Annotated in this window: 17 protein-coding genes; 11 read left to right on the plus strand and 6 right to left on the minus strand. The window is 59.5% G+C overall.

Translation table 11 applies throughout. The features are described from left to right. Positions 1-2: 2 nt before the first annotated feature. Positions 3-1,085: a Gfo/Idh/MocA family protein gene (locus C8D82_RS10335; protein WP_116884208.1), complete on the minus strand. Its 1,083-nt coding sequence runs from the start codon at positions 1,083-1,085 to the stop codon at positions 3-5. 107 nt (positions 1,086-1,192) lie between these two features. On the opposite strand from C8D82_RS10335, the gene C8D82_RS10340 reads away from it, so the two are divergent. The 4 genes from C8D82_RS10340 to C8D82_RS10355 all read left to right on the plus strand — a co-directional run bounded on the left by C8D82_RS10340 (position 1,193) and on the right by C8D82_RS10355 (position 7,128). Beyond that, positions 1,193-2,074: an AraC family transcriptional regulator gene (locus tag C8D82_RS10340; RefSeq protein ID WP_165832995.1), complete on the plus strand. Its 882-nt coding sequence runs from the start codon at positions 1,193-1,195 to the stop codon at positions 2,072-2,074. A gap of 511 nt (positions 2,075-2,585) precedes the next feature. Then, positions 2,586-3,380, plus strand: coding sequence for a type II secretion system protein (locus C8D82_RS22120; RefSeq protein WP_207776112.1), 795 nt, complete (start codon positions 2,586-2,588; stop codon positions 3,378-3,380). An 8-nt stretch (positions 3,381-3,388) separates the two neighbouring features. Beyond that, the gene (locus C8D82_RS10350; protein ID WP_116884210.1) at positions 3,389-4,486 is read left to right on the plus strand and encodes a GntR family transcriptional regulator; all 1,098 of its coding nucleotides are present in this window, start codon (positions 3,389-3,391) and stop codon (positions 4,484-4,486) included. Positions 4,487-4,578: 92 nt separating this feature from the next. Next, a complete protein-coding gene (locus C8D82_RS10355) occupies positions 4,579-7,128 on the plus strand; it encodes a glycoside hydrolase family 71/99 protein (RefSeq protein ID WP_165832996.1) in 2,550 nt (849 codons plus the stop codon). A gap of 399 nt (positions 7,129-7,527) precedes the next feature. On the opposite strand, the gene C8D82_RS10360 is transcribed toward C8D82_RS10355, so the two are convergent. The 3 genes from C8D82_RS10360 to C8D82_RS10370 all read right to left on the minus strand — a co-directional run bounded on the left by C8D82_RS10360 (position 7,528) and on the right by C8D82_RS10370 (position 11,886). Then, positions 7,528-8,619, minus strand: a complete 1,092-nt coding sequence (locus C8D82_RS10360) for a LacI family DNA-binding transcriptional regulator (protein ID WP_116884212.1) — start codon at positions 8,617-8,619, stop codon at positions 7,528-7,530. Positions 8,620-8,734: 115 nt separating this feature from the next. Then, on the minus strand, positions 8,735-11,236 hold the full coding sequence (locus C8D82_RS10365) for a hypothetical protein (RefSeq protein WP_116884213.1): 2,502 nt from the start codon (positions 11,234-11,236) through the stop codon (positions 8,735-8,737). Positions 11,237-11,250: 14 nt separating this feature from the next. After that, positions 11,251-11,886 (minus strand): prepilin-type N-terminal cleavage/methylation domain-containing protein, encoded by a 636-nt coding sequence (locus tag C8D82_RS10370; protein ID WP_187144155.1) that lies wholly within the window; start codon positions 11,884-11,886, stop codon positions 11,251-11,253. A 366-nt stretch (positions 11,887-12,252) separates the two neighbouring features. On the opposite strand from C8D82_RS10370, the gene C8D82_RS10375 reads away from it, so the two are divergent. From C8D82_RS10375 to C8D82_RS10405, 7 genes are all read left to right on the plus strand, one after another. Further along, positions 12,253-12,657, plus strand: coding sequence for a hypothetical protein (locus C8D82_RS10375; protein ID WP_116884215.1), 405 nt, complete (start codon positions 12,253-12,255; stop codon positions 12,655-12,657). A 397-nt stretch (positions 12,658-13,054) separates the two neighbouring features. Beyond that, positions 13,055-13,975 carry a PTS sugar transporter subunit IIA gene (locus C8D82_RS10380; RefSeq protein WP_165832998.1) on the plus strand — a complete coding sequence of 307 codons (921 nt, stop codon included), beginning with the start codon at positions 13,055-13,057 and terminating at the stop codon, positions 13,973-13,975. An 18-nt stretch (positions 13,976-13,993) separates the two neighbouring features. Next, a complete protein-coding gene (locus C8D82_RS10385) occupies positions 13,994-15,304 on the plus strand; it encodes an ArsB/NhaD family transporter (protein ID WP_116884217.1) in 1,311 nt (436 codons plus the stop codon). 162 nt (positions 15,305-15,466) lie between these two features. Continuing rightward, positions 15,467-16,717, plus strand: a complete 1,251-nt coding sequence (gene icd / locus C8D82_RS10390; RefSeq protein ID WP_116884218.1) for an NADP-dependent isocitrate dehydrogenase — start codon at positions 15,467-15,469, stop codon at positions 16,715-16,717. A gap of 76 nt (positions 16,718-16,793) precedes the next feature. Then, complete coding sequence (locus tag C8D82_RS10395) at positions 16,794-17,702, plus strand: CBS domain-containing protein (RefSeq protein WP_165832999.1); 909 nt, start codon at positions 16,794-16,796, stop codon at positions 17,700-17,702. A 1-nt stretch (position 17,703) separates the two neighbouring features. Then, a complete protein-coding gene (locus C8D82_RS10400) occupies positions 17,704-19,209 on the plus strand; it encodes an ArsB/NhaD family transporter (RefSeq protein WP_116884220.1) in 1,506 nt (501 codons plus the stop codon). A 1-nt stretch (position 19,210) separates the two neighbouring features. Further along, a complete protein-coding gene (locus tag C8D82_RS10405) occupies positions 19,211-19,627 on the plus strand; it encodes a GNAT family N-acetyltransferase (protein ID WP_165833000.1) in 417 nt (138 codons plus the stop codon). Between the two features lie 10 nt (positions 19,628-19,637). On the opposite strand, the gene C8D82_RS10410 is transcribed toward C8D82_RS10405, so the two are convergent. Both C8D82_RS10410 and C8D82_RS10415 read right to left on the minus strand, forming a co-directional pair. Further along, complete coding sequence (locus C8D82_RS10410) at positions 19,638-22,331, minus strand: right-handed parallel beta-helix repeat-containing protein (protein WP_116884221.1); 2,694 nt, start codon at positions 22,329-22,331, stop codon at positions 19,638-19,640. A 15-nt stretch (positions 22,332-22,346) separates the two neighbouring features. Next, on the minus strand, positions 22,347-23,495 hold the full coding sequence (locus tag C8D82_RS10415) for a type II secretion system protein (RefSeq protein WP_207776113.1): 1,149 nt from the start codon (positions 23,493-23,495) through the stop codon (positions 22,347-22,349).

Consider the following 23,495-nt stretch of genomic DNA (forward strand, 5'->3'; position numbering starts at 1 on the left):
ATTTATGTTCTCTCCACGAATACCGGAGCGCCGGCGGCGGCGGAACGGTAGGCGGCATCGATGATCTTCATCAGCCAGACCGCGTCGTCCGGCGTGTTCAGCGGTTCGTCCTCCCCTTTCAGGACCCGGATGAAATTCTCGGCAGATTCGACCCGCCCCATCGATTCATCCTTTACGAACTCGATCTCCCGGTTGACCGGCTCCGCCCCGCGCTGCCAGTACAACTCGCAGAGGTCCTCGGTGGTGCTTTCGTCGCCGTCCACCTCGAAAGTGCGGCGCAGCATCCCGCCCGCCTTCGTCCCCTGAAACGCGACCGAGACCTCCTCGGAGCGGATCATTTCAGCCCAGGAACAGCGCAGCGTCAGTACCTGCCCCGTCCTGAACCGCACGAATCCGTGGCAGGCGTTTTCCACATCGGTGACGCCGCCGGGCTGCGCGACTCCCCACGGCCCCTTGAAATCCGGGTTCGAGATAAAATCGTCGAAGGTCTGCGCCAGCACGCAATCCGGCTCCGGCTCCCCGAGGAAGCAGAGCGCCAGATCGATCATGTGGAGCAGGTCGATCAGCGGCCCCCCGCCGGCCAGTTCCCGGTTGGTGAACCAGCCGCCGAAGCCGGGAATGCCGGTCCGCCGCATCCAGACCGCCTGCGCGGAGTTGACCCGCCCCGCTTTGCCCTGCTTCAGGAAGTCGACAATCGCGCGCACATCGGCGCGGGCCCGGTTGTTCAGGTTGAACATCAGAATCCTGCCGGAACGCCGGGCGGCATCGCGCATCGCCACCGCCTCCGCGGCGGTAACCGCGGGCGGCTTTTCGCAGAACACATGCACACCGGCGGCCAATGCCTCCAGAGTCATCGGGGCATGAAACCGGTTCGGCGCCAGAATCGCGACCGCATCAGCCTTCCCGGAAGCCAGCATCGAAGTCAGGTCTGGAAAATAAGCCGCGCCCAGCTCCCGAGCCAGAGCGCGGCCGCGTTCGCCGCAGCGGTCGGCGACGGCGGCAATCTCCGCTCCCGCCCGCCGGTAACCGGCGATATGATACTGCGCCATGCTGCCGGCGCCGACCAGACCGATTTTCAATGCCATGCCGGATTCCTCCTTCCCGAAAAGCGCACAAGCCGTTTGATTTCCTGTTCCGGTATTATTATATTACATCGAAAAGAAACATTCTTCCGCAAAACAGGAAAGATACTATGCGTTTTCAATCAAAAACAGGAGAAATATCGGAAACGCAGTACGCGCCGATCCGCCTGCCGTCGGATTTTCCGGTTTCCGGCGTGGATGTGAACATACGCGGCGAAATTCCTCCTATTCCCCCCCATATTCACGACTGTTTTGAGCTGGGATACTGTTATTCCGGCGAAGGCCTTTTTCTGGTGGAGGATAAAATCCTGCCGTTTCGCGCGGGGGACGCCGCCATCATCAACCACCGCGAAGTGCATGTGATGGTGAGCAGTCCGGGAGGAAAAACCAACTGGTCCTTCCTGAATCTCGATCCGGCCGCGCTGCTCGCCGGCTATGTGACCGAACGGGAGGAGCGGCTGGAAACCGCCTCTTTCTGCGGCAACCGTTTCCCGAACGTGATCAGCGAAGCGGAATATCCCGAACTGGTGCAGCCTGTGCGGGAGATCATCGAAACAAGAGTGCGGGAACCGGCCGGCTTCAGCTCCGAGATCCGTTCCCTGGTCTGGCTGCTGCTGGTGCGGCTGCACCGGGCTTTCCACTTTGAAACCCAGTCGTCCCCCCCGCCGGGAGTTTCGCGACTGATGCCCGCGCTGCACCATATCGCCCGCCATATCGACCGCCCGGTGGAAATCCCGCGCCTCGCGGCGCTCTGCAGCACCAGCGAATCCAACTTCCGCAAGCTCTTTCACCGCTCCTTCGGCTGCGCCCCCAAGGTCTACCTCGGCCGGATGCGGCTGAAAAGCGCGGCGGTGATGCTCGAAACCGGTTCACTGCCGGTTCTGGAGATCGCGCTGCGTTGCGGCTACCAGTCGCTGTCGAACTTCAACCGCCAGTTTCACGCTTGTTACGGAGTCTCTCCCTCCGCTTTCCGCGCCGCCCGCAAAAGCTGAATTTCCCCGCCTGCCCCGGATCAGCTTAAAAAAATCGTAAAAAATTCTGTCGCACCTATTGACAATCGCATCCGACTTTGGTATAATTGGAGTAGGCCTTTTGCTGAAAACAGCAAATGCCATAAAACGGACGGCAAGGTGCCGCGGCCGGGTGCGCACGCCAATGCCCCTACGGGGGGCGTGCGACGGCTGGTACAGGCGAGCCGTGGTTGGTCGACAAAACCATCTACGTGGCGCACAAGTAAAGCTACATTGCCATTTACGTGGCGCACAACAAGCGCGGTCAGCGCCGCGAACGAATGTGAGGGAATTATTTTGCGGCCGCAAAATAACGAGGAACGATAGTGACGAAGCCGAACGTAGTGAACGAAGCCCCTCCGGCATAGTGAGCGCAGCGAACGGTGAGGAGTTGGCGGGCGTAGCCCGACAAGTAAGCAGACATGACATTTGAGTTGTTGCCGGTAACGGCCTGAAAAATAACCGCAACCCATTTATAACGGAGGTTAACTCAATGAGCAATAAAGAGTTGCATATCAAACAACAGAGCAAGACAACCAGATTCTTCACTTTGATTGAGCTGCTGGTCGTAATTGCGATCATCGCCATTCTGGCAAGCATGCTCCTGCCGGCTCTGAATCAGGCGCGGGAAAAAGCCAAGGCGACAACCTGCCTGAATAATATGAAGCAGATCGGACTGGCGGACGCTCAATACGGACTTGATTACGCAGGCTGGCTTTACGGCCCCAATCTGAAAGTTCCCCAGCCGACCGGAGTGAGCGGCGCGTTGACCATGGACCGTTGGACCATTTCCATGGCAAATCTCGGCTACCTGCCGATGTACCATACCGGTCGGAAAGGGAAAAGATGGCTGCCGGTCTGTCCGAGCATTTATCCCTTCGGTACGTTCGAACATGAAAATATGGGATATGCCAAGCGCGGGCTGCAAACGGGATATAATCAGAACAAGGATTGTTTCTGGACATTTTCCGGCAAATTTCGCTACATCGGCATGAATGGCGGCGTTCCGGATTCCACAATGAAGGAACGGGATGACACCGCCGAAGAAACGGTGCGCAATACTCCGCCGTCGGAATTCGTGACCACGTTCGACAGCTGCCAGAACGACAACGGCAACTACCGCCAACTGGTTTACGCGGCGTTCGACTGTTTCGGACTGCTCCATAACGGGCGCGGTTCGATCCTGTTCCACGACGGCCACGCCAAAGCCGACCGCCGCAAATACCACGTACTGAATTACGGACGGCTGCTTTCCGCTCCCCAACTCACCATCCAGATGCCGGATTGATCGCACCCATGAAAAGAACCTTGCCAAGCACCATCGGACACAAAGTGAAAGCGGGACTGCTCGACCGGCTCCGCACTCTTCCGGTCGGTTCCCGGCTGACGCCGGAGCGCCGGCTGGCCGAAGAGTATCAGGTCAGCCGCTCCACAATGAGCAAAATCCTGACCGAACTGGTCAACGAGGGATATCTGGCCCGCAAGGTCGGCAGCGGCACCTATGTTTCGCCCCGGAACACCGAAGTGCTGCCGTCGCGCCTGCCGTCGCAGAACAGCGGCGAACTGCTGGTCGCCTATCCCGACTTTTTTTCCTACGAGTTCTGGCACACGGTCCACGAACTCGAAATCGCCGCGATGCACGCCAATTTGCATCTGGTCAACCTGCGGCTCCACCCGGAGTCGGATTCGGAGACGGTGCTCAATCTTGCCGAAAACTGCCGGCGGCTGACCGGCATCGTGCTGCTCGGAGGCACGCCGCTCGGACGGCCGCTGCTGCGGGAACTCGACAAACTCGGCGTGCCGGTCGTACTGCTCGGAAAGCTGGAGAACGGCGGCATTTACCGCAATATCCACTGTGTCCACAGCAACCATGTCCAGTCCGGCTACCTCAAGGTGGAAGCGCTGCTCCGCAACGGGCACCGCCGGATCGGCGTGGTGCTGAACGAACCCCCTTCGCCGACGATTCAGGAGACGATGCGGGGCATGAAGGAGGCCGTCCACAGCTATAAATTGCGGTGGCACGACCTGATCATCTCCGAAAGCAGCATCCGCTTCTGGGAAGACCCGATGCACGGCGGCTATGTGCTGACCCATGAGGTGCTGAAAAAATCGCCGGACATCACCGGGCTGGTGGTCGACACCATGCTCGGCGCGATCGGCGCGCTGCGGGCCCTGCACGAATGCGGCCGCCGCTGCCCGGAAGACGTCAGCGTGGTCACCGCGCTTTCCCACGCCGGGCTTGAGGAGTACTGCGTTCCCCGGCTTTCGTCGGTGATGATCGCGCACGAAAACCTGGTGGCCGCCGCCCTCGACCTGATCGGCGGCAGGCTCTCGGCGCGGGAAATCGTGATTGACGGAGAACTGGTCGAACGCGAAAGCATCCGCAGGCTTTGAAGGTTTGACTTTCGGCGGCTTGGGGCGCCGCCCCGGATTTATCTTTCGGGAACGAGTGGTAAAAATAAAGAAGGTGCAAAAAGAAAATGACTATGAACTGGAAAACACTGGGATTGGCCGCATGTGCGGCGCTGGCCGGCTCCGTATTCGGCGGAACGCAGATGAATCCGAAGTCGTTCGGGGCGCTGAAAGATATGCCGGTCTATATTCAGGAGTGGCACGTCTGGTGGGGCTTCCCCTACCCGGACCGGCAGCAGCCCTTTTCGCACATGAGTTCGACGCTGACCGCCGAGCGCGAACCGTGGCGGCTGAACTGGAACCGCAACGGCTATCCGCTGGTCGGGCTGTATGACGCGGCGAATCCCGAGATCATGCGCTGGCAGATCCGGTGCATGAAAGCCGCCGGACTCACCTCGGTCGCGTTGATGATTCACCCGGAATGGAATACCGGCATCGGCTTCATTCAGGAGGAACAGGCCAACATCATCCAGACGGCGCTCGACATTGCCGCCGAGGAGAACTTCCCGATTTTCTTTATGGACGAGGTCGCATTCCGGCACGGGAGCGCCGCGCAGAAGATCGATGTGTCGGTCAAGCGGATCACCGATTTCATCAAAAAATACGGCAGCCATCCCGGTTTCTACAAAGTCGACGGCAAGCCGTTCTACTATTTCCAGACCTACGGCTGGAAGGTGTCCGCACCGGAAATCGAGCGGATGTGCGCCGAAGTCGACCGCGCCACCGGCGGCGTCTATTGGGCGATGTTCGGCCCGGTGACCCGGTTCGGCAAGGTTCCGCAGCTTTCGATGATCGTGGACGGCGCCAGCATCCACCGCCGCGACCGCACCACCCGGGAGTGGCGGCTTAAGGAGCAGGACCCGGCGGTGATTTTCGCCAACGGCCGCAAATTCGGCAAGAAGATCGCCGATATGCAGTACCCGAAGTTCGACGGCACCGGCCAGCCGTGGCGGCAGACCGGCGTCGCCCAGTACGGCATGGATGGCAGGATGCTCGAAACCACCCTGCTCGACAGCCTGAAGGCAAAACCGGATTTCATCATGCTCTCCAGCTGGAACGACTGGGAGGAGGGGGCCAACTTTGAGCCGGGCTGGGATTTCGACGGTTTCGCGGGCGATCCCTACACCTACTGCAAGGTAATCGCCCACCTGAAAGGAGTTGAATTCGTACCGCCGCCGCCGCCGCCCAAAGAGGCGGTGCATCCGGCAGTCTGGGAGAAGCTCGGCTACGGCGACGGGGCCGGGCCGCTGATCGAACGGATCGACCGTTCCCACGTCCGCGGCGGCGCGCTGACCGTGACGGTGCGGGACAGCGCCGGCGAAGTGACCGCTCTGGAGGCGGTGCCGGAGGGGGATCTCTTCTGGAAAGCGCCGCAGACTCCCGGCGGCAGCGCCTCGGGTACTTTGCAGGCCCCGAAATTTTCCGCGCCGGTTCAGCTCGCCAACGTATTCGGCTTCACGCCGGGACGGGCGGTGCCGGTCAAGGAGCCGAGCATCGAATTCCGGCTGCCCGGCGGCGCGGAACTGCCGGACGAGTTCGCGGTCGGCGTCGCCTGGGCGTTCAACCCGGAAAAGCCGCTGCAGCCGGTTCAGGCGGTTCTCTCGAACCGCATCCCGGTCAAGCTGCGCGAGCCCAAAGGCGGCGTCCGAAACGAAATGACGCTGGACTTCACCCCCTATCCGCGTTCCGGCGCGCTTCCCGCCGAGAACTGGAACGGCTGGCAGGTCGGGGCCGCCCTGATCCCCCGCCCCGCCGACCTCTCCCGGCCGCTGAAACTTCAGGCCAACGGCGTGAAGCTCGGACTGGTTTCACTGCTCGGAGCGCCGCGCGACGAACGCACGTTTACCAACGGCGAAGCGGTTGACTCCGAGGGGAAGATCAAGAAGTTCCACATCACGCTTCCCGATGAAATCCTCGCCGCTCCGGGGGCGCACTTCCTGTGGCTGCGCGCCCGCGACGCCGCCGGAAACTGGGGCAGCCCGGTGCTTTACGCGGTGCCGAACTATGAGTTCTTCGACCGCGAAGCCCGTGCCGCCGTGCCGCAGGAGCCGGAGCTTCAGGTTCCCGGTGCGATCCTCGCCGACAACTGCAGCCGCGCCGGTAACTGGAAGGGAGGCAGCGTGAAAGTGGAAACCGTCGAACAAAAGCAACTCTCCGGACAATTGCGGATCGCCAACTCACTCGTTCACCGCGACCTCAAGCCCGCGCTGGACCGGGGCGGCTTCCACCTCACTTTCGATGCGAACCACAGCAGCTACCAGCGCAAGATGATCGTCTGGCTCACCGATGCCGCCGGAAAGCACGGTTACGGCGTCGCGTGGGATTCGGCCAAACCCGATCAGGCCGGAGGCTCCGGCGTCGTGCAGATCGTGAAGCTCGACAGCGATACGCCGCTCGACTGGAACAACAGCGGCAAAGTGCTGGCCGCCGCCGATTCCGGCCATCCGGCGGTATCGGAAACGCCCGCCCGGTTTGAATTCCTGCGCAATGGCGACAAACTGACCGTCAGGGTGGACGGCAAACCGGTGGTCACCGCCGCCGATCCGGATTTCAAACGGTTCGACCGGCTCTATTTGCGCGGCAACGACAACCAGACCGTCGACCGCATCATCCTGACACCGTAAGGGAGGGCCTCCGGCGGCCGGGGGCGCTTCGCCCCCCGGTCCCTCCGACCGGCAAGATGCCGGCGCCGGGTACGGTTTTGAGATCTTTGCTGCGCAAAAATCTCAAAACCGGAGTTATTAATATAGGGGTATGATAGGTCTATAAGCGATATCTGCCACCGGGTGCTACCCGGTCGAGTTGCAAGGGTGAAGCGCCTTGCCCGTCGGAGACAGTCACGGCAGCGGCACCTTGCCGCCGCGTAGCGCACAAGGTCTGGAGGCCGCAAGACCCGCCTGTCTTCAAAATGGCAGGCTTTCCCCGACGACTCGTCTCTGGTGGGGGGGGGTAAAGCACCTTGCCGCTGCTACAGCGCCTGCCGTGAAAGCGACACGGCTTCCCCTTTCGAAAAGTCGGCAGTGTTATTCCCCTCCGGCTGTCCGGGGGGACGCGACGGTTTTTCCCGGCCGGTAGACCGGCATAAAACAGCGCAAGGCCGGTGCGGAGAGTTTTTGCTCGATCAGGTCGATCAGCATTTCCGTCCCGGCACGTCCCATTTCGGTCAGCACATGGTCGATGACGCTCAGCGTCGGATCAGTGAAGTTGATGAGTTCAAGGTAATCCAGTCCGATTACGCTCAGGTCGCGCGGTATTTCGACACCGCTTCGGCGCGCCTCCCGCAAAATTGAAATTCCCACCAGCGAATTGTAGGCGACGATCGCGGTCGGCGGTTGCGGCAGCGCCATGAAGTAACGGAAGGAGCGTTCTCCTTCAAGCTCACAGTAACGCTCATCGACGGTTGGTCGCGGCACGCACGTTTCCCCATTGAAGAGCAATGCGGGATCGGAGTCGCACAACCCGTTCCGCTGGCAGGCGCGGAAGGCCTCCTCGCGCAGAAAGGAATCGCGGGGAAGTTCCGCCAGGCAGCCGCCGGCGAAGCCGATCCGGCGGTGTCCCGCCTTCACCAGCTCTTTGACGGCCAGCTCGATCGCGGCGCGGTTGTCGAACACCACCCGGCTCAGGCCGGTTTGCGCGTCCGGCTGGTCGATCGCCACGATGTTCGTGCTGACCTGGAGCAGCCGGTCGATCCACTCCGCATTGGAATCGGAATGGATCAGGATCACGCCGTCGATGCGGGCTTCCGCAATCTTTTCGGCGCAGCTTTCCGGCAGTTCCCGGCTGCTGATGTTCAATACCAGCAGATTGTAGCGGCGGTCGCGCGCCGCCTGTTCGGCGCCGCGGAAGATCGCCATCTCATAATCATTACTGAGGCTGCGCCAGCGTTTGGGCTGGACGTAAATTCCGAGCGTCATGGAGCGGCGCGTCTTCAGGCTCCGGCTCGCGAAATTCGGGTGATATCCCAGTTCAGCGGCGACATCCAGAATCCTCTGCCTCACGGAGGCACTGAATTTCGTATTACCGCGCGCGCCGTTCAGCACGGTGGAGACGACGGCGATCGAACAACCCGCCGTCTCCGCCACCGTCTTCAGTGTAACATTGTTTTTCTTGTGCATAAGCTCCGCCTTCGGTCCGGTTTGCCGGTCCGCGTTAAGTATAGCCGGTCGGGGAGGAAAAGTCAATGGAAGCGGCGGAAAAAAGAGCCGCCTCGTTTTTTACCGGAGAGTCCGGTCAGGGGCAGCGGGCCAGTTCATACCAGACGGTCCTGTCGCGGCCCGTATCGAAGTCGAATCCGGCGGCGTTCCGGGCGATCCGCCTGTTCCGTTTTCCATTCTCATCGAGGCTCCACACATCGTAGCGGCCGTTCTTCAGTTCCAGCCGGCCCCTGACGGGAAGAATCCGCGCGGGGGCGGTTCCCGGCAGGCTCCAGCCCTTTCTTCTGGCGTTTATGTCGCCGGAATTTATGCTGCTGTTGACGGCGGTAAGCAGCAACCGCGGCGCTTTCGCGAGGAATTCGCTCTCTCCCGCCGAAAGAAAGCAGACTCCGAACGGCGATTCCATGCGGAAGGCGCAGTCGGGCAGTTCGAACCGTTCACCGGCGTCGAAAAAGCCTTCCACGCCCTGCACCCGGGCGGTCCGGATCAGGAAGCTGCCTTTTTTCCAGTTGCGGACGAATTCTCCGGTATCCCCTCCGATGGTGTCCCCGGTATAGCGCGGGAGCTTTTTCGCGTCGGCGAACGGAATCTCGCCGGGATATTTTTTCCCCGCTTCCCGCTGCGGATACAGCATGCGCAGTTTGTGCTGTTCGGGAACGGAAAACATTCCGTCATGGTAAAAGCCGGGCGAACGCGGTTTGCCGAAAATGTCTTCCTCCGCAAGCCGGTAATAGACCGTCTGCACGGCGGGGCGGATCACTCCCGCGCGCAGCAGGTAGGCCGCGAGCGGGAACGTCGCCAGATACGCGGTGTCGAACCTGACGTCGAGGCGATGGCCGATCCGGTTGTCGTTGCCGCCCTGCGAAGCGAAGACATAGAAGCCGTCCCACTCCTGGAAAGCGTGGATCGTCGCGAAAAACGGCAGTCCCGCCGTCCGGTACTTCGACCGCTGAAAATCGGCGATGGAGGTGCGGTGCTCGCTGGAGACCAGCGGCATATCGGAGAGGGACGACATCGAGAAGCGGGCGAAAAGCTCTTTGGTATAGGCGTTTTCGTTGTACGGCGGTTTCACGAGGTCGTTCCAGCGGTCGCCGGGGAGGAGGCGCGTTTTGGCGTCCACGCCGTCCATATACCCGGCGAAACCCCAGTACAGATGCGCATCCATGAAGTCCATGCCGGAACCGGCGGAGGCGGAATGGTGGTAAAAATTCTCTCCGAAATTCGAACCGGAAAACACTCCCCCATAGCCGAGGCCTTGCACGAATTGCTTCCATTCGGCGAACGCCCCCTGAAGCATGTCGTGGAAATAGCGCACGGAATCCGGTTCGCGAAGTTCGAAATCGAACGCCTGTTCCAGCAGCCCCCGCCGTTTCCGGTCGGCCTGATACTGTCGATTGAGGATTGCCCTGGCTCTGTCGGGAAGGTTGCGCGCCAGCGAGCCGTTGTGATAGCCGATGCTGATCTCGTTGACAATGCCGAGGCAGGCGAGCTGCGGGTCCCGGATCAGCGGAATGCCGGTGTAACGGTTGGGCCGGCAGTAGAAACCGCGGACCCACCGCTTCACATACTCTTTGACGTCCGGGTCGAACATCATCAGAAGTTTCAGTTGATGAATGCTTTTCCCTTTGGACCAGTACGGAATCTCGCCTTCGGCGGGGCACAAAGAGGCGTCCACGATCTCGTTGGTCACGTAAATTCCCTGTTTTTTCAACGCCGCCAGCAGGTAATCCAGCTTTTCCAGCGCCCTGTCGCTGAATTCCAGGGTGCTTTTCGTGCCGTCAGTGAACAGCGGTTCGCACTGCTGCCAGCCGGGAGCGAGGTGATGCAGCCGAACCATGTTGACGCCGAGGGCCGCGAGCTTTGCCGCGAGGGCGTCCGCCTCCGCATGGCTCTTCCAGTCAAATACGCGCGAGGCGACCAGATTGATCCCGAACCAGCGGACCGTTTCACCGTTCGGAAACACGAAATCACCGTCCCGGACTTCCGCCCAGCCGAATTTCCCGGCCGGTTTATGGTTCAGGAAACTGTGGTTCGCGATGGAATCCGGCTCGATGGAGCGGATCGTGAATGGAACGCCCGCCGCTTCCGCCGGTTCCTTTACGGAAATGCGGATATTGTGGACATCCATCGTGACCGGAACATGGCTCTTGATCAGCACTTTGAGGGAATGGACGTTTGCCGGGGCGCGGTAGGAGCAGGAAAAGTTTTCGCTCTTGCCCGCCGTGTGACGCAGCGGGATTCCCTTGCCGTTTTCGCCCTGACTGAAAACAGTCTTCCCCGCGGCATCAAGAAAGACGAGGCGGAGCTGCGTGTGTTTCGCATCCGTTCCGGCCGGATCGTCGAAATCGATGCCGGCCGTGACCGTGACTGCGCTTCCCGGAGGAATCTCCGCCGGAACTGTCCGGGCCGCCTGATAATAGGAGGCGCCGTCTTTGCGGAATTCGACGCGGTTCTCCGCCGCATTGAAACGGGTCCGGATCAGTTGCCGGCCTTTCATATCCGGGGAAAATGAGGTGTCGATTTCCAGACCGGAAAGCGAAATGCACAGACAACCAAGAGCGACAATCAGGAATTTCATGAATAAGCCTTCTTTTATTGGTAAATCTTCCACAGGGGGATCAATGTTGCTTTCGACTCCGCAGCGACGTGCGAATCCACATACAAGACGTTGACTCTCAGGCTGCCGTGGCGGGTGAAGTCGATCCCTTCATACCCGGAGTCGTTGTAGTGCCAGTTGGTGTTGTCCGTCGCGAGGTTGGTCTGCGCGGGCTTTCTGACCCGGGAGACCGGGGCGCTGGCGCAGATCGTGTCGCTCCATTCGCCCTTCCCGTCCAGAACCGCGTAATCGGCGACCCGGCGGTTCTGCGCATAGCCCGGAGCGTTGCTGTTTCTCTGCACATATTGCCGGCAGCTGAATACGCCTTTCATCAGTGCGGCCTGGTTGTTCTCATAATGATTCTGGCGGGTCACATAGAGTTTCAGCAAAGTCATATACCAGTAATCCCCCGCAGAACCGGAAACACTTCGAACCTGAACGATCCTGTCGTTGAAATCCCCCTGATAGAACGAGTGGTAAGTGCCGATCTGCTTGAGGTTCGACCGGCAGTTGGAGTTATGCGCCGAGGCCCGCGCCCTGTTGAGGGCGGGCAGCAGCAGCGCCGCTAAAACCGCAATGATGGCGATCACAATCAACAATTCGATCAGCGTAAATTTCTTCAGCACTTTCATGATCCGTCTTCTCCAAATTTTGTTCCACCAGATAAAAAACGAACGTTTCATCATTGATACCATGAAGAAATGCGACAGTCTGCCGTCTCCTTGAAATATAACCGCGAAAAACGAAAGACTAAACGTTTCATCTCTTAATAGTATGACATAAGAGAGCCAGATTGTCAAGAGGGAAACGGAAAAATCATCGAATTTTTCAAAAAAACAGCGCCGGCTATCCGAATGCCGAACCGCTCGGCAAATCCCCGGGCGGGAACTTTTCCGCCGGTAAAGTGATGCTTTCCGAATGAAACTGCTTGCAAAATACGGATTCATGCGCTATTTTATAAAGACCTTTTATTAATAATTCTGTATTGGTTTCCGGCAATGAATCTGAGGCGGCTCACATTTCTCTGCACCGCAGTGCTTTTTCTGATCTGCGGAATCGGCTACGGCGGGACAACCGTTGCAGCCGAAAAGGCGGAATGTGCCCGGTTGCGCAATTATACGGTCTGCGACGAAACCATGCAGGAAGGGATGGAGAGCGCCCGGCTGCGCCAATTCGATTTCTACGGCAGTTCCATCCTGTTTTCAGAAACAGAAGTCACGGAAACCAATCTGCTCCGCCGGCTCGGTTCCTCGTCGGAACAAGTGGAGATTCAGGTCCGAAGCAGCGCTTTCTTTTTCCTGCCGGAACATTCCGGAACCCGGGAGGTTTTTGAGGAGAAACTGCCTCCAGACTCTTATTGTCAGCTCCCCGAGGGGCGGGCTCCGCCGTTTTCCTGCTGCTGAATCTCCCGGAATTTCTGTGCTTTCCTCTTTCTCCGTTTCCGCGTCATGTCCGGAAAAAGCGGAGGCATTTCAAAAACATTCGGAGTGAGTGCTCCCGGAATGTTTTTGCAGTGTCTTCCGCAGTCGGAGAGTGTTTTGAATTCATCGAATCTCCTGTTGATTTATTCCAATCAGGTTCAATACCCCGCCTTTGGGGTGACTTTTAAAAGTCACGGAATTGTTTTTCACGATGCGAAAAACAATTCCCTATACGGCACCGGCACCTTGCCGGTCGAGGGCCGGAGCGCCCTGGTCGCCGAAGGAGAAATCCCGGATACCCCGCTGTTTGCGGCGGGGGAAGTTTATTTTCCAGAATCATACTGTTCAATCACCGTTTTCGTTCAGGAATGTTTATCATATGAATACCGTTGTTCAATATCCCGCTTCCATTACGATTCTGCCCGACCTTACCGCTTCCGGCTGCGATGAGTTGCTCAAGCGGCTGTCGGAAGTTGCCGTCAAAGATGCGCACGCCGCCAAATGCGGCGTGCCGGCGGAAAAAATCTTTGAGCTGATCAAGGCCCGTGAAGAGCAGTCTTCCACCGCGGTGGGCGGCGGCCTGATGCTGCCTCATATCCGGCTGGCCGGACTCGAACAGCTGGTCGTCGTGTTCGGCCGGTTCGCCGAACCGTTCGCCGGCTGTGAAACTCCCGATGAAATACCGCTCGATATCGCCTGTCTGCTGCTGGTGCCGGAAGAAAATCCAGTGGAGGGCCTCCGGTTCATGGCCGATCTCGGCGGCTGCATCCGCACTCCGGCAAAGCGCACCCGGCTTTTTGCGGCACAAGATGCCGATGAGCTTCGGGAAGTGCTGGCCGAACAGCGCACACAGACCCACACGCTGGTAGCCGCGGATATCATGATTCCCGCCCGGGTATTCGCGACGCCCGGCATGCAGCTTAAGGAAGCAACCCGGCTGATGGCGGAAAGCCACCAGGAGATCATCCCCGTGCTGGACGGCAAAAAACTGGTCGGCGAACTCAGCAGCGTCGAGCTGTTCAAACTGGGCATTCCGGATTTCTTCAGCCAGTTGAAAAGTGTCGGATTTATCCGTTATTTCGACCCGTTCGAAAAATATTTCGCGGTGGAAGCCGCTTCCCGCGTGGAAGATGTGATGAATCGCGAACTTCCGTCATTTCATCCGGACGCCACTCTGATCGAAGTGGTGTTCGCGATCAGCGTTCTCAAACAGCCGGTAATTTATGTGACCAATCATAAACAGGAGTTGCAGGGAGTCATCAGCCAGGCGCAACTGCTCGGGCGAATCATCAATCTTTAACCAAGGTACCGTTTTATTATGTGGACAGGAATTACAATCTTCATCCTCGCCTACATCGCGATCGCGTCGGAAAAGGTGGATAAAACCATCGCCGCCATGATCGGCGCAGGGCTGATGGTGGCGTTTCACGTCGCCGACTTCACCGAAATGCTGGGGAAAGTCGACCTCAACGTGCTCGGGCTGCTGATCGGCATGATGATCATCGTGAACGTGATGGCGACCACCGGCGTCTTTGAATATCTGGCGGTGCTGATCGCCCGGCAGACCCGGGGCAACGGCGTGCTGGTGACCGTCGAGTTTCTGCTGGCGACAGCGATTATCTCGGCATTCATGGACAATGTGACCACGATCATTCTGATGGCGCCGATCACCATTCTGATCACCCAGCTGCTCGGACTGCCTACGGTGCCGGTGCTGATTCTCGAAGCGCTGTTTTCCAACATCGGCGGTACGGCGACGCTGGTCGGCGACCCGCCGAACATCCTGATCGGCGCGAGTTGCAACCTGAGCTTCAACGACTTCATCATCAATTTGGCCCCGGTGGTGCTGCTGATCATGGTGGTCTGCCTCGGAGCCGTGGTGCTGCTGATGCGTAAAAAACTTCAGAGCAACCCTGATTCAGTCGTCCAGGTGCAGCTGACCCAGCCCCGGCGGGCGATCCTGGATCCGGCCCGGCTGAAACGTTCGCTGATCGTCTTCGCGCTGGTGCTGCTCGGCTTCTTCACCAGCCGCCTGATCCATCTGGAGCCGGGTTTGATCGCGATCTGCGGAGCTTTCGTGATGGTGCCGGTCTGCCGGCTTGAACTGGCCCACATGCTCGAAAAGGTGGAGTGGAACACGATCCTGTTCTTCTGCGGGCTGTTCATGATGGTCGGCGCCCTTGAAATCGACGGCGTTTTCACCCTGCTCGGCGAACACATGGTTTCACTGACCAGGGGCAATTTCGCGCTGACGATGATGATCATCCTGTGGGGTTCCGCGATCCTGTCGGCGATCATCGACAACATCCCGCTGGTGATTTCGATGATCCCGCTGATCAACTCGATCGTGCCGGTTTTCGCCAGGCAGATGGGAATCGAAGCCGATACCGAAGCGATCCGCCAGCAGATCAGCGAACCGCTGTTCTGGTCGCTGGCCCTCGGCGCCTGTCTCGGAGGCAACGGTACGCTGATCGGCGCTTCCGCCAACGTGGTGATCAGCCAGATCGCCCACAAGAACAATTACAAACTTTCGTTCAAGGACTTCACCTGTTACGGCGCTCCGATCATGGTATTGAGCGTCTTCATCAGCATGGTCTATCTGTTCCTCCGTTATATCCATCAGTGGTAAGCGGCTCCGGCGGCGGGTCTTCGCCGCCGGAGCTTGAAACGACTGTTTTTTCGCCAAACCGCCGACTTGCGTCTTGCACGTCTGCGGTTCGGGTGTTATATTACCTGAGAATTTTGTATATAACATCCGGCCGTTTCGCGGCTGAATCAGGAAACAGTCACTATGTCATATCAGAAAATCAAGATTCCCGCCGGGGACCGCATTCTTGCCGGAAAAGACGGCAAACTTCAGGTCTCCGACCGTCCCGTTGTCGGTTTTATCGAGGGAGACGGCATCGGTCCGGATATCACGAAAGCCTCGATGATGATCTGGAACCGCGCAGTGGAAAAAGCCTACGGCGGCAAGCGCGCCATCGCCTGGATGGAGCTTTTCGCCGGAGAAAAGGCCAATGAGGTCTACGGTGAACCGCTGTGGCTGCCCGGTGAAACCGTCGATGCGATCCGTGAATATCTGGTGGCGATCAAGGGACCGCTGACCACCCCGATCGGCGGCGGCATCCGTTCGCTGAATGTGGCGCTGCGCCAGCAGCTCGACCTTTATGTCTGCCTGCGTCCGGTCCGGTACTATGCGGGTGTTCCTTCTCCGGTGAAATCTCCGGAAAAAACCGATATGGTGGTTTTCCGTGAAAACACCGAGGATATCTACGCCGGAATCGAATGGAACGCCGGCACCCCCGAAGTGAAGAAGGTGATCGACTTCCTGCAGAATGAGATGGGCGTGAAGAAGATCCGCTTCCCTGAAACCTCCAGCATCGGCGTGAAGCCGGTTTCCGTCGAGGGCAGCGAGCGGCTGATCCGCGCCGCGATCGAATATGCGCTCAAGAACAACCGCCGCAGCGTGACGCTGGTCCACAAGGGCAACATCATGAAGTTCACCGAAGGCGGCTTCAAGAACTGGGGATACGATCTGGTGCGGCGCGAATACGCCGACGTGGCGGCGGTCGCGGCTGACTGCGACTGGAATCCACCGGCCGGCAAACTGCTGGTCAAGGACTGCATCTGCGATGCGTTTCTGCAGCAGATCCTGACCCGTCCCGAAGAATACGATGTGATTGCGACCATGAATCTCAACGGCGATTATGTCTCCGATGCGCTGGCGGCCTGCGTGGGCGGCATCGGCATCGCGCCGGGAGCGAACATCAACTATACGACCGGTCATGCGCTGTTCGAGGCGACCCACGGCACCGCGCCGAAATATGCGGGGCTGGATAAGGTCAACCCGTGTTCACTGGCCCTGTCCGGCGAGATGCTGCTGCGTCACCTCGGCTGGACCGAAGCGGCCGAGCTGATCAACCAGGGAATCGAAAAGGCGATTTCCGACCGTGTGGTCACCTATGATTTCGCGCGGATGATGGAAAATGCGACGGAAGTCGGCTGCTCCGACTTCGCGAAGGCCGTGGTTGAACGGATGTGAGAAACTGCCGTTTTGCAGTCCGGGAATGAGGAGTTGCCGGGCGCGGCGGAAAATATTTAAAACTGAGGTCAGTAATATGAAGCTGGTTTCCATTCTGAATGAAGAGCTCGTATTCACCAATGTCAAAGGGGTCAGCCGTTCCGGGATTTACACGGATATGCTGCGTCGGGCCAAAGATGCTCTCCAGCTTCCGGTCGATCCCGACCGGCTGGTTTCCGGCATGATCGAGCGCGAAGACACCCTTGAAATTCCGTATGAGGGGGTTGCGCTGCCTCATATGCGTACCGAGGAGATCGATGATCTGTATATCATCATCGGTCTTCTGCCCAAGCCGGTCCAGCTGCAGAGCATCGATCCCGAACAGTGCCAGCTGGTGATCATGTCGCTGATCTCCTCCGAAACCAGCGATCTCTATTTGAAGGCGCTTTCCGCGCTGATCCGGTTTCTCGGCACCGGCAAGAACCGGCAGACGCTCTGTTCTGCGGCGAATGCGCGGGAATTCCTCGACATTCTGCGTTTGGCGGATGTGAAGATCCGGAGCACCCTGACCGCGGAGGATGTGCTGGTCCGCAAGGTCACCGCGTTGAAGACGGACGACAAGCTTTCCACCGCTCTGGATATGTTCAGCCGCGACGACCGCGACAAGCTGCCGGTGGTGAACGATCAGGGCAAGCTGGTCGGCGAACTCTCCGCCACCGAAGTGCTCCACCGCTTTATTCCCGAATATATCTTCCGGCTGGACAACCTTGATTTCGTGAACAGTTTCGAGCCGTTCAACCGGATTTTCAAGGAAGAGAACGAGCATATCGTCGGCGACTACATGCGTCAGCCGGAGCTGGTGGTCAAACCGGATACTCCGCTGATCCAGTTCACGGTCAAAATGACCAAGAACAACGTCAGCACCTGCTTCGTGGTGGACAGCGACCAGAAGTATTTCGGGGAGATCATGGTGAAAGATATTGTGAAAAAGGTATTGCGTGGTTGATATGGAAACCCTGTGGTTCTGGGTCGGAACGATCGTTTTTGTCGGCACTTATGTCCTGATCGCTTCCGAAAAAGTGCATAAGACCGTGGCGGCGCTTCTCGGAGCGTCGCTGATGATGTTTTTCATCCTGCCGGGACCTTCGCATTCCGGCGAAGGACATGAGTCGCGGGAAAACGTGGTGACGGAGCAGGCCGTTTCCGATGTGGAAACGGCGGAACAGGCGAAAATGACGGAATCGCCTGCGGATTCGCAACCGTCTGCGCTTCAAAAAGTTGAGGATGCGATATCCCATGCTGACGGCAATATGGCGGAAAAAGCCGGCAGATATGACAAGCTGGATACTTTCGCCCGCTATTCCAATTTCGACGTGGTTTTCACACTGGCGGGAATGATGCTGCTGGTCAACCTGCTTTCCGGAACCGGCCTGTTCCAGTATGTCGCGATCAAGTGCGCGAAGCTCGCGAAGGGGCTGCCGATCCGTACCATGATCCTGCTGGTGTTCGCAACCGCCGTTCTGTCGGCGTTTCTGGACAATGTGACGACCATTCTGCTGGTTGCACCCGTCACTTTGCTGGTGGCCAATGAACTCGGTGTGCCGCCGATTCCGTTCCTGATGGCGGAAACGATGGCCTCCAATATCGGCGGAACCGCCACATTGATCGGCGATCCTCCGAACCTGATCATCGGTTCGGTCGCCCAGCTCGACTTCGCGGCCTTCCTGATCAATCTGGCGCCGTTCATCGTCGTGGTGATGATCCTGTACAGCATCTGCCTCTGGGTCTACTACTCCAAACGGATGAAAGTGACGGTCGAAAAACGGGCGCTGATCATGGAACTTGATGAAAACGCCGCGATCACCGACCGCCACAACCTGCGGCGCGGCGGCATCGTGATGCTGTTGACGATCATCGGTTTTCTGGTCCACGGCGCGGTCGGGCTTCAGCCCTGCGTAGTGGCGATGGCCGGCGCGGCGCTGGCGCTGGCGCTGTGTAAGGTGGATGTGGACCACGCCCTCGAAAAGATCGAGTGGAGCACGCTGTTTTTCTTCATGGCGTTGTTCATTCTGGTCTGCGGCGCGGAGCAGTGCGGGCTGATGGCCAAGATCGACAATGTGCTGCAGCTGATGGGCGGCTGGTCGGTATTGACCATCGTATTGGTGATCATGTGGGGCAGTGCGCTGGCGGCGGCGGTGATGAACAACGTCTCCTTTACAGCCGCGATGGTCACCGTGGTCGCTTCGTTCATCGCGGCGACTCCGGCCTTCCGCGACAGCGTCGAATGCCAGCATCTGCTGTGGTGGGGACTCGCCCTCTCCGTCTGTCTCGGCGGCAATGCTTCGCTGGTCGGAGCCGCGGCCAACCTGGTGACGGTCGGCATTGCCGAAAAGAACGGATACAAGGTGAGCTTCTCGCAGTTCCTGGTTTACGGAGTGCCGGTGACTCTCGGCAGCATGGTGCTCGCCTCCATCTATATCATCGTGCGCTACTATTTGTATTGCCAGGGATGATATGAACAGCAATTCCGTCGAATACCGCGAGCTTTCCGTCATTTCTCCGGAAATGACGGAAGAGATGACGGAACTCTACCGTCAGGCCGGCTGGCTGGCCCCGGAAGAATCAGGAGCATTCATTCCGCGCGCCATGGCAGGTTCCACGGTTGCGCTGGGAGTTTTCGACGGCTCCCGGCTGATCGGGATGGGGCGTGCGGTTTCCGACGGCGTGTCGGATGCCTATATTCAGGATATCGCCGTTTCGCCGGATTACCGCAAACGGGGCATCGGCGGCGAAATCGTCCGCCATATCGTTGCCGCGCTGCGGGCCCGCGGCATCGACTGGATCGGACTGGTCGGAGAACCCGGAACCGAGCATTTCTATGAAGAGCTCGGTTTCACCCGCAAACCCGGCTATACCCTTTGGAAGCTCTGATTCGGAGCTCTCAGGGGCGCAGCGGAGCGAGCAGCAGCTCTTCCGGCTTTTCCGCCAGTGCGAATCCGGCGATTTTTCCGGTGAAGCCGCGCAGCGTCACCGTGTGCCGTCCGGCTGAAAACGGAATGGGGCGGTTAGGCCTGCCGGTGTAGGTGTGGGCGCCGAGAACGCGCCATTTTTCCTGCGGGCCGGGCTGGCCGAGCAGGATCAGTTCCGATGTTTCTCCGCCGTCGATGCTGACCGGAATTTTGCGTTCCGGCCCCGCCGTACGCAAAAAGAGATAGTAATTCCCGGCTTTCGGAACATCCGCCGTAAGTTTCGTCCCCTCCTTTTCGGCCGGACCAGTCGTGCCGCGGATCACATTGGCCCGGTCTTTCGCAAGCAGCGCCGCGTCTCCGGTCGAATCGGCGTAGACGGAGACCGGGCGGGAGAAGCCGTCCGGCAGCCGGATCAGGAACGCCCCCGCATTCAGCCGTGCCGACGTGATTTCCGACCGGTCTATGGAAACGGTCAGCTTGACCGGTTTGCCGTAAGCCAGCGTTCCGGTTTCAGGAGTGACCCGGATGAAGCGGCCCGCCGCGTTGCGCACGATCCGGAATTCGGAACGGAAAGCCGGGTCGGTGACCGTGACCGTGACTTCGGCAGGTTCCGCCGGAACCGCTGCGAATTCGATCCGCGCCGCGTCGACGTGGATCGGCACCGGGCGGAACGGCAGGTCGGAGTGAAGCACACCGACCGAAGGCGCTCCGGCGCCGGTCGTCAGGCCGGGGACCGGTTCGCCCGCTCCGATGCCCGGCGAGCCGGCGGCCAGCGTGTAGTTGCCGCGCGCCGCGTCGACGAAAACCGGCGGCTTGGCGATGCCGTGGCGCTCCTGATTGTACTGCCGCTGCAAAGTGCCGATCAATCCTTTCTGATTCGTGAGCAGCAGGTCGTAGTCGAAATCCGCGATGGCGCGGAAGATTCCGACCACCGCCAGACTGCCGGAGACTGCCGCAAGGTTGTTGCGGCCATACCCTTTGAAAATCCGCTTGAGCGCCTCATTCTCCTCCTTTTTCCCGCCGTAGCTGCTCAGGGCCGACCAGTCGCCGACCATGGTGTTGTGCAGGAAATAGAGCTTCCCGCGTCCCGCGACACTGTAGTTGTTCTTGATCGCGGTGTTGGTGAAGCCGAGTTCATCGCCCGGTTTGCAGAAAAGATTGCCGACCAGGTAGGAGGGACCGGCCAGGCAGGGGGCAGTGCTGACGCCGCACAGGACGCCTTCGCTCTTGTTGAACAGGAAACGGCAGTTCTGCTGGCCGCCGTCCAGTTCCATGCCGTCGTCGTTGCCGAAGGCGAAATAATTGCCGACGATTTCGGCGTCGCGACAGACGCTGCCGTTCACGGAACCGTTGTTCATACCCTCGACCGCATCATTCCAGCGGTGCCGGTCGCTGCCGATGAAATCGTTATAGCGGAATACCGCCTGTTCCGTGCCTCCGACGAAAATGCCGTTGGGTCCGGCCGGGTGCGAATAGAACCAGCTGTTCGCGGTGCCGCGCGGATCGTGGATGTAGTTGCGTTCGACGAGGATATCCCGGCAGTCCTGAATGCGGATTCCGGCGTCGTTGTTGAGCGCGCGCCCCGCTTCGTAGAATTTGCCGTCAAGTTCGGGGCGGCGCACGCCGATCCGGCCGAAGCCGGAGATGTCGCAGTTCAGGATCCGGATATGGGCGGCGTCATCCAGCCGGATGCCGTTGATCCGGCCGCCGCGGATGGTCAGCCCGTCCAGAATCACGTATTCCGCCTGGTCGAGCCGGATCACGTCGTCCGCCGCCGTGCCGCCGTCCAGCACGAAGCCGGGCTTGGCCGTGTAGCGCACATACCCGTCGGGAGCGCCGGAGTCGCGGATGATCAGCGGCAGTTCGGTGCCGGGGCCGAGTTCGATGGTCCGGCCGACCGGGACGCGGCTGGAAAGCGTGCGGAAATTCCGCTCGATCACCTCTTTTTTCCCGGCGTCATCGACGGTGAGCCGCAACTGATAGGGGGTATCTTCCTTCAGGTTCAGCAGACTGCCGCGCGCGCTTTTTTCCGGCGGCTGGTAGGCCAGCGGCAGCGCCGGAATCCACCTTTGCGTTCCTTCCGGGCGGAAGCTGACCTCGCAGCGGAAGCCGTCGAGGTCCGAAGCGCGGCGGTGGTTGAGTTCGATGCTGCACGCTTCGTAGCCGGGAACCAGCTTTACAGGCGGCAGCTCCCGGCGGTACTCCGCCTCCGGAAGCAGGCGGAAGTTGCTGAAACGTGCCATCGCACCGACATATTCCGAGGCGGAAACGGTGCGGCACAGGAGTTCGATCCGGTCGGCTCCTTTCGGATCGAATTCGACGCAAAGCTCTCCGGGGCGGACCCGGCTGCGCCGGGAGTCGAGCCGGTTCAGCTCTTTGCCGTCCCGGTACAGTTTCACCTGCAAATAGGCCATGCCCGGTTTGCTGCCGCTGACGGTCCCGCAGAATACCAGCGGCACTTCCGGAAGTTTTCGCAGCGTCCTGATCGCGGAGCCGTCGAACCGGCTCTGCTTTTCCACCTTGAGCTGCAAGGCACCGTTTTCTTCGGAGAGGGAAAGCTCGTTGCGGTTCTGATTCCGCCACGCTTCCTGCGGGAGCGGAAGCGGTTCCGCCGCAACGGCCAGCACCGCCAGCACGCCGCCGATGACCGATTGAAGTTTCCGCATGGTGAATATCCTCTCTTACCAGATATGATCGAACCAGAAATAGTTGTGCTTTTCGGCGGAATAACTCCCGTCCTTGCGGGCCATCAGTTCCGCGTGGGATACTTTGGCCGCGTGCAGGTCCGCAAATGCGATATTGACCGCCTGACTGTGCCGCCGCGACAACACCTTCTGCTGCCAGATTTCCACCCGGGAGCCGTCCGTGGAGCCGTCGTAGCAGTTGTAGGCGATATCGCCAGCCAGCAGCCGGAGCGACGGCTTGCGGATCGACCGGAATTCATGCCATCGCTGCGGATTGGAGTTTTCCTTGCCCGCCTGTTTCGCGGTGCTGGTCAAATAGGTGTTGAACGCATAGCTGTTGTTCATGCCCTTCGGGTCATGATCAGGTTTGACGTTCTGGCCGTCGCGCCGGCCTCCCGGGCAGAGCGCCACGGGCATCACATCATTCTCAAACATATTGGCTTCCGTCACGGAAGCCACCGGGCTGCCGCCGAGGTAAGGCACCAGCGTGGACTGCTGGAAATTGGGCGCGGCCGGCCCGAACAGGAAGCGCGCGGTCCAGCCGGCGTCGTCTTTCCACATGATGCTGCCGTTGTTGTCGTCGGAATACAGCGCGGAAGCCGTCGCGATCTGCTTCAGGTTGCCGAGGCACTTGGCGGCATGCCCCGCCGCGCGCGCTTTGTTCAGTGCCGGGAGCAGCATCGACGCGAGAATGGCGATGATCGCGATCACTACGAGCAGCTCAATCAGCGTAAAACTATTGCGATATCGGGATTTCGCCTTCGGCGAGCAGGGCGCTTCGCCCCTGCACCCAGACCGGCAAGGTGCCGGTGCCGTGTACGGGGCGGTGGACAGGCGGGGCAACGGTCGTTCGGCAGGGAAGAAAGAGCCGCAATAACGTGAAGTTGTCTTCCCGCTTTTCTGCGGAAAGACAACTTCACGTTTTTGCTCCGACTTGCCGCTTGCAGAGCATTGGCAGAGGCGTAAGAGCTTGCCGGACATCAGGGAGATGTTGAGATTGCTTGGTACGGGGAGAGACGCGGCGCAAGTCGCCGCTTTCTCTCCCCCGAACCCCTCTCTTTCGCGCAGAGCGGTATACGGGAACCGAGTGTATATTTTACAAGTAATATTCACGAGCAGTTCAATCAGGGTGAAATTTCGTTTCAT

Source organism: Victivallis vadensis (assembly GCF_003096415.1).
GTDB lineage: Bacteria > Verrucomicrobiota > Lentisphaeria > Victivallales > Victivallaceae > Victivallis > Victivallis vadensis.

Bases quoted from the DNA above. Each gene is read 5' to 3' on its own strand.
- C8D82_RS10335 (WP_116884208.1), bottom strand. From the start codon at position 1,085: ATGGCATTGAAAATCGGTCTGGTCGGCGCCGGCAGCATGGCGCAGTAT.
- C8D82_RS10340 (WP_165832995.1), top strand. From the start codon at position 1,193: ATGCGTTTTCAATCAAAAACAGGAGAAATATCGGAAACGCAGTACGCG.
- C8D82_RS22120 (WP_207776112.1), top strand. From the start codon at position 2,586: ATGAGCAATAAAGAGTTGCATATCAAACAACAGAGCAAGACAACCAGA.
- C8D82_RS10350 (WP_116884210.1), top strand. From the start codon at position 3,389: ATGAAAAGAACCTTGCCAAGCACCATCGGACACAAAGTGAAAGCGGGA.
- C8D82_RS10355 (WP_165832996.1), top strand. From the start codon at position 4,579: ATGAACTGGAAAACACTGGGATTGGCCGCATGTGCGGCGCTGGCCGGC.
- C8D82_RS10360 (WP_116884212.1), bottom strand. From the start codon at position 8,619: ATGCACAAGAAAAACAATGTTACACTGAAGACGGTGGCGGAGACGGCG.
- C8D82_RS10365 (WP_116884213.1), bottom strand. From the start codon at position 11,236: ATGAAATTCCTGATTGTCGCTCTTGGTTGTCTGTGCATTTCGCTTTCC.
- C8D82_RS10370 (WP_187144155.1), bottom strand. From the start codon at position 11,886: ATGAAAGTGCTGAAGAAATTTACGCTGATCGAATTGTTGATTGTGATC.
- C8D82_RS10375 (WP_116884215.1), top strand. From the start codon at position 12,253: ATGAATCTGAGGCGGCTCACATTTCTCTGCACCGCAGTGCTTTTTCTG.
- C8D82_RS10380 (WP_165832998.1), top strand. From the start codon at position 13,055: ATGAATACCGTTGTTCAATATCCCGCTTCCATTACGATTCTGCCCGAC.
- C8D82_RS10385 (WP_116884217.1), top strand. From the start codon at position 13,994: ATGTGGACAGGAATTACAATCTTCATCCTCGCCTACATCGCGATCGCG.
- icd (WP_116884218.1), top strand. From the start codon at position 15,467: ATGTCATATCAGAAAATCAAGATTCCCGCCGGGGACCGCATTCTTGCC.
- C8D82_RS10395 (WP_165832999.1), top strand. From the start codon at position 16,794: ATGAAGCTGGTTTCCATTCTGAATGAAGAGCTCGTATTCACCAATGTC.
- C8D82_RS10400 (WP_116884220.1), top strand. From the start codon at position 17,704: ATGGAAACCCTGTGGTTCTGGGTCGGAACGATCGTTTTTGTCGGCACT.
- C8D82_RS10405 (WP_165833000.1), top strand. From the start codon at position 19,211: ATGAACAGCAATTCCGTCGAATACCGCGAGCTTTCCGTCATTTCTCCG.
- C8D82_RS10410 (WP_116884221.1), bottom strand. From the start codon at position 22,331: ATGCGGAAACTTCAATCGGTCATCGGCGGCGTGCTGGCGGTGCTGGCC.
- C8D82_RS10415 (WP_207776113.1), bottom strand. From the start codon at position 23,495: ATGAAACGAAATTTCACCCTGATTGAACTGCTCGTGAATATTACTTGT.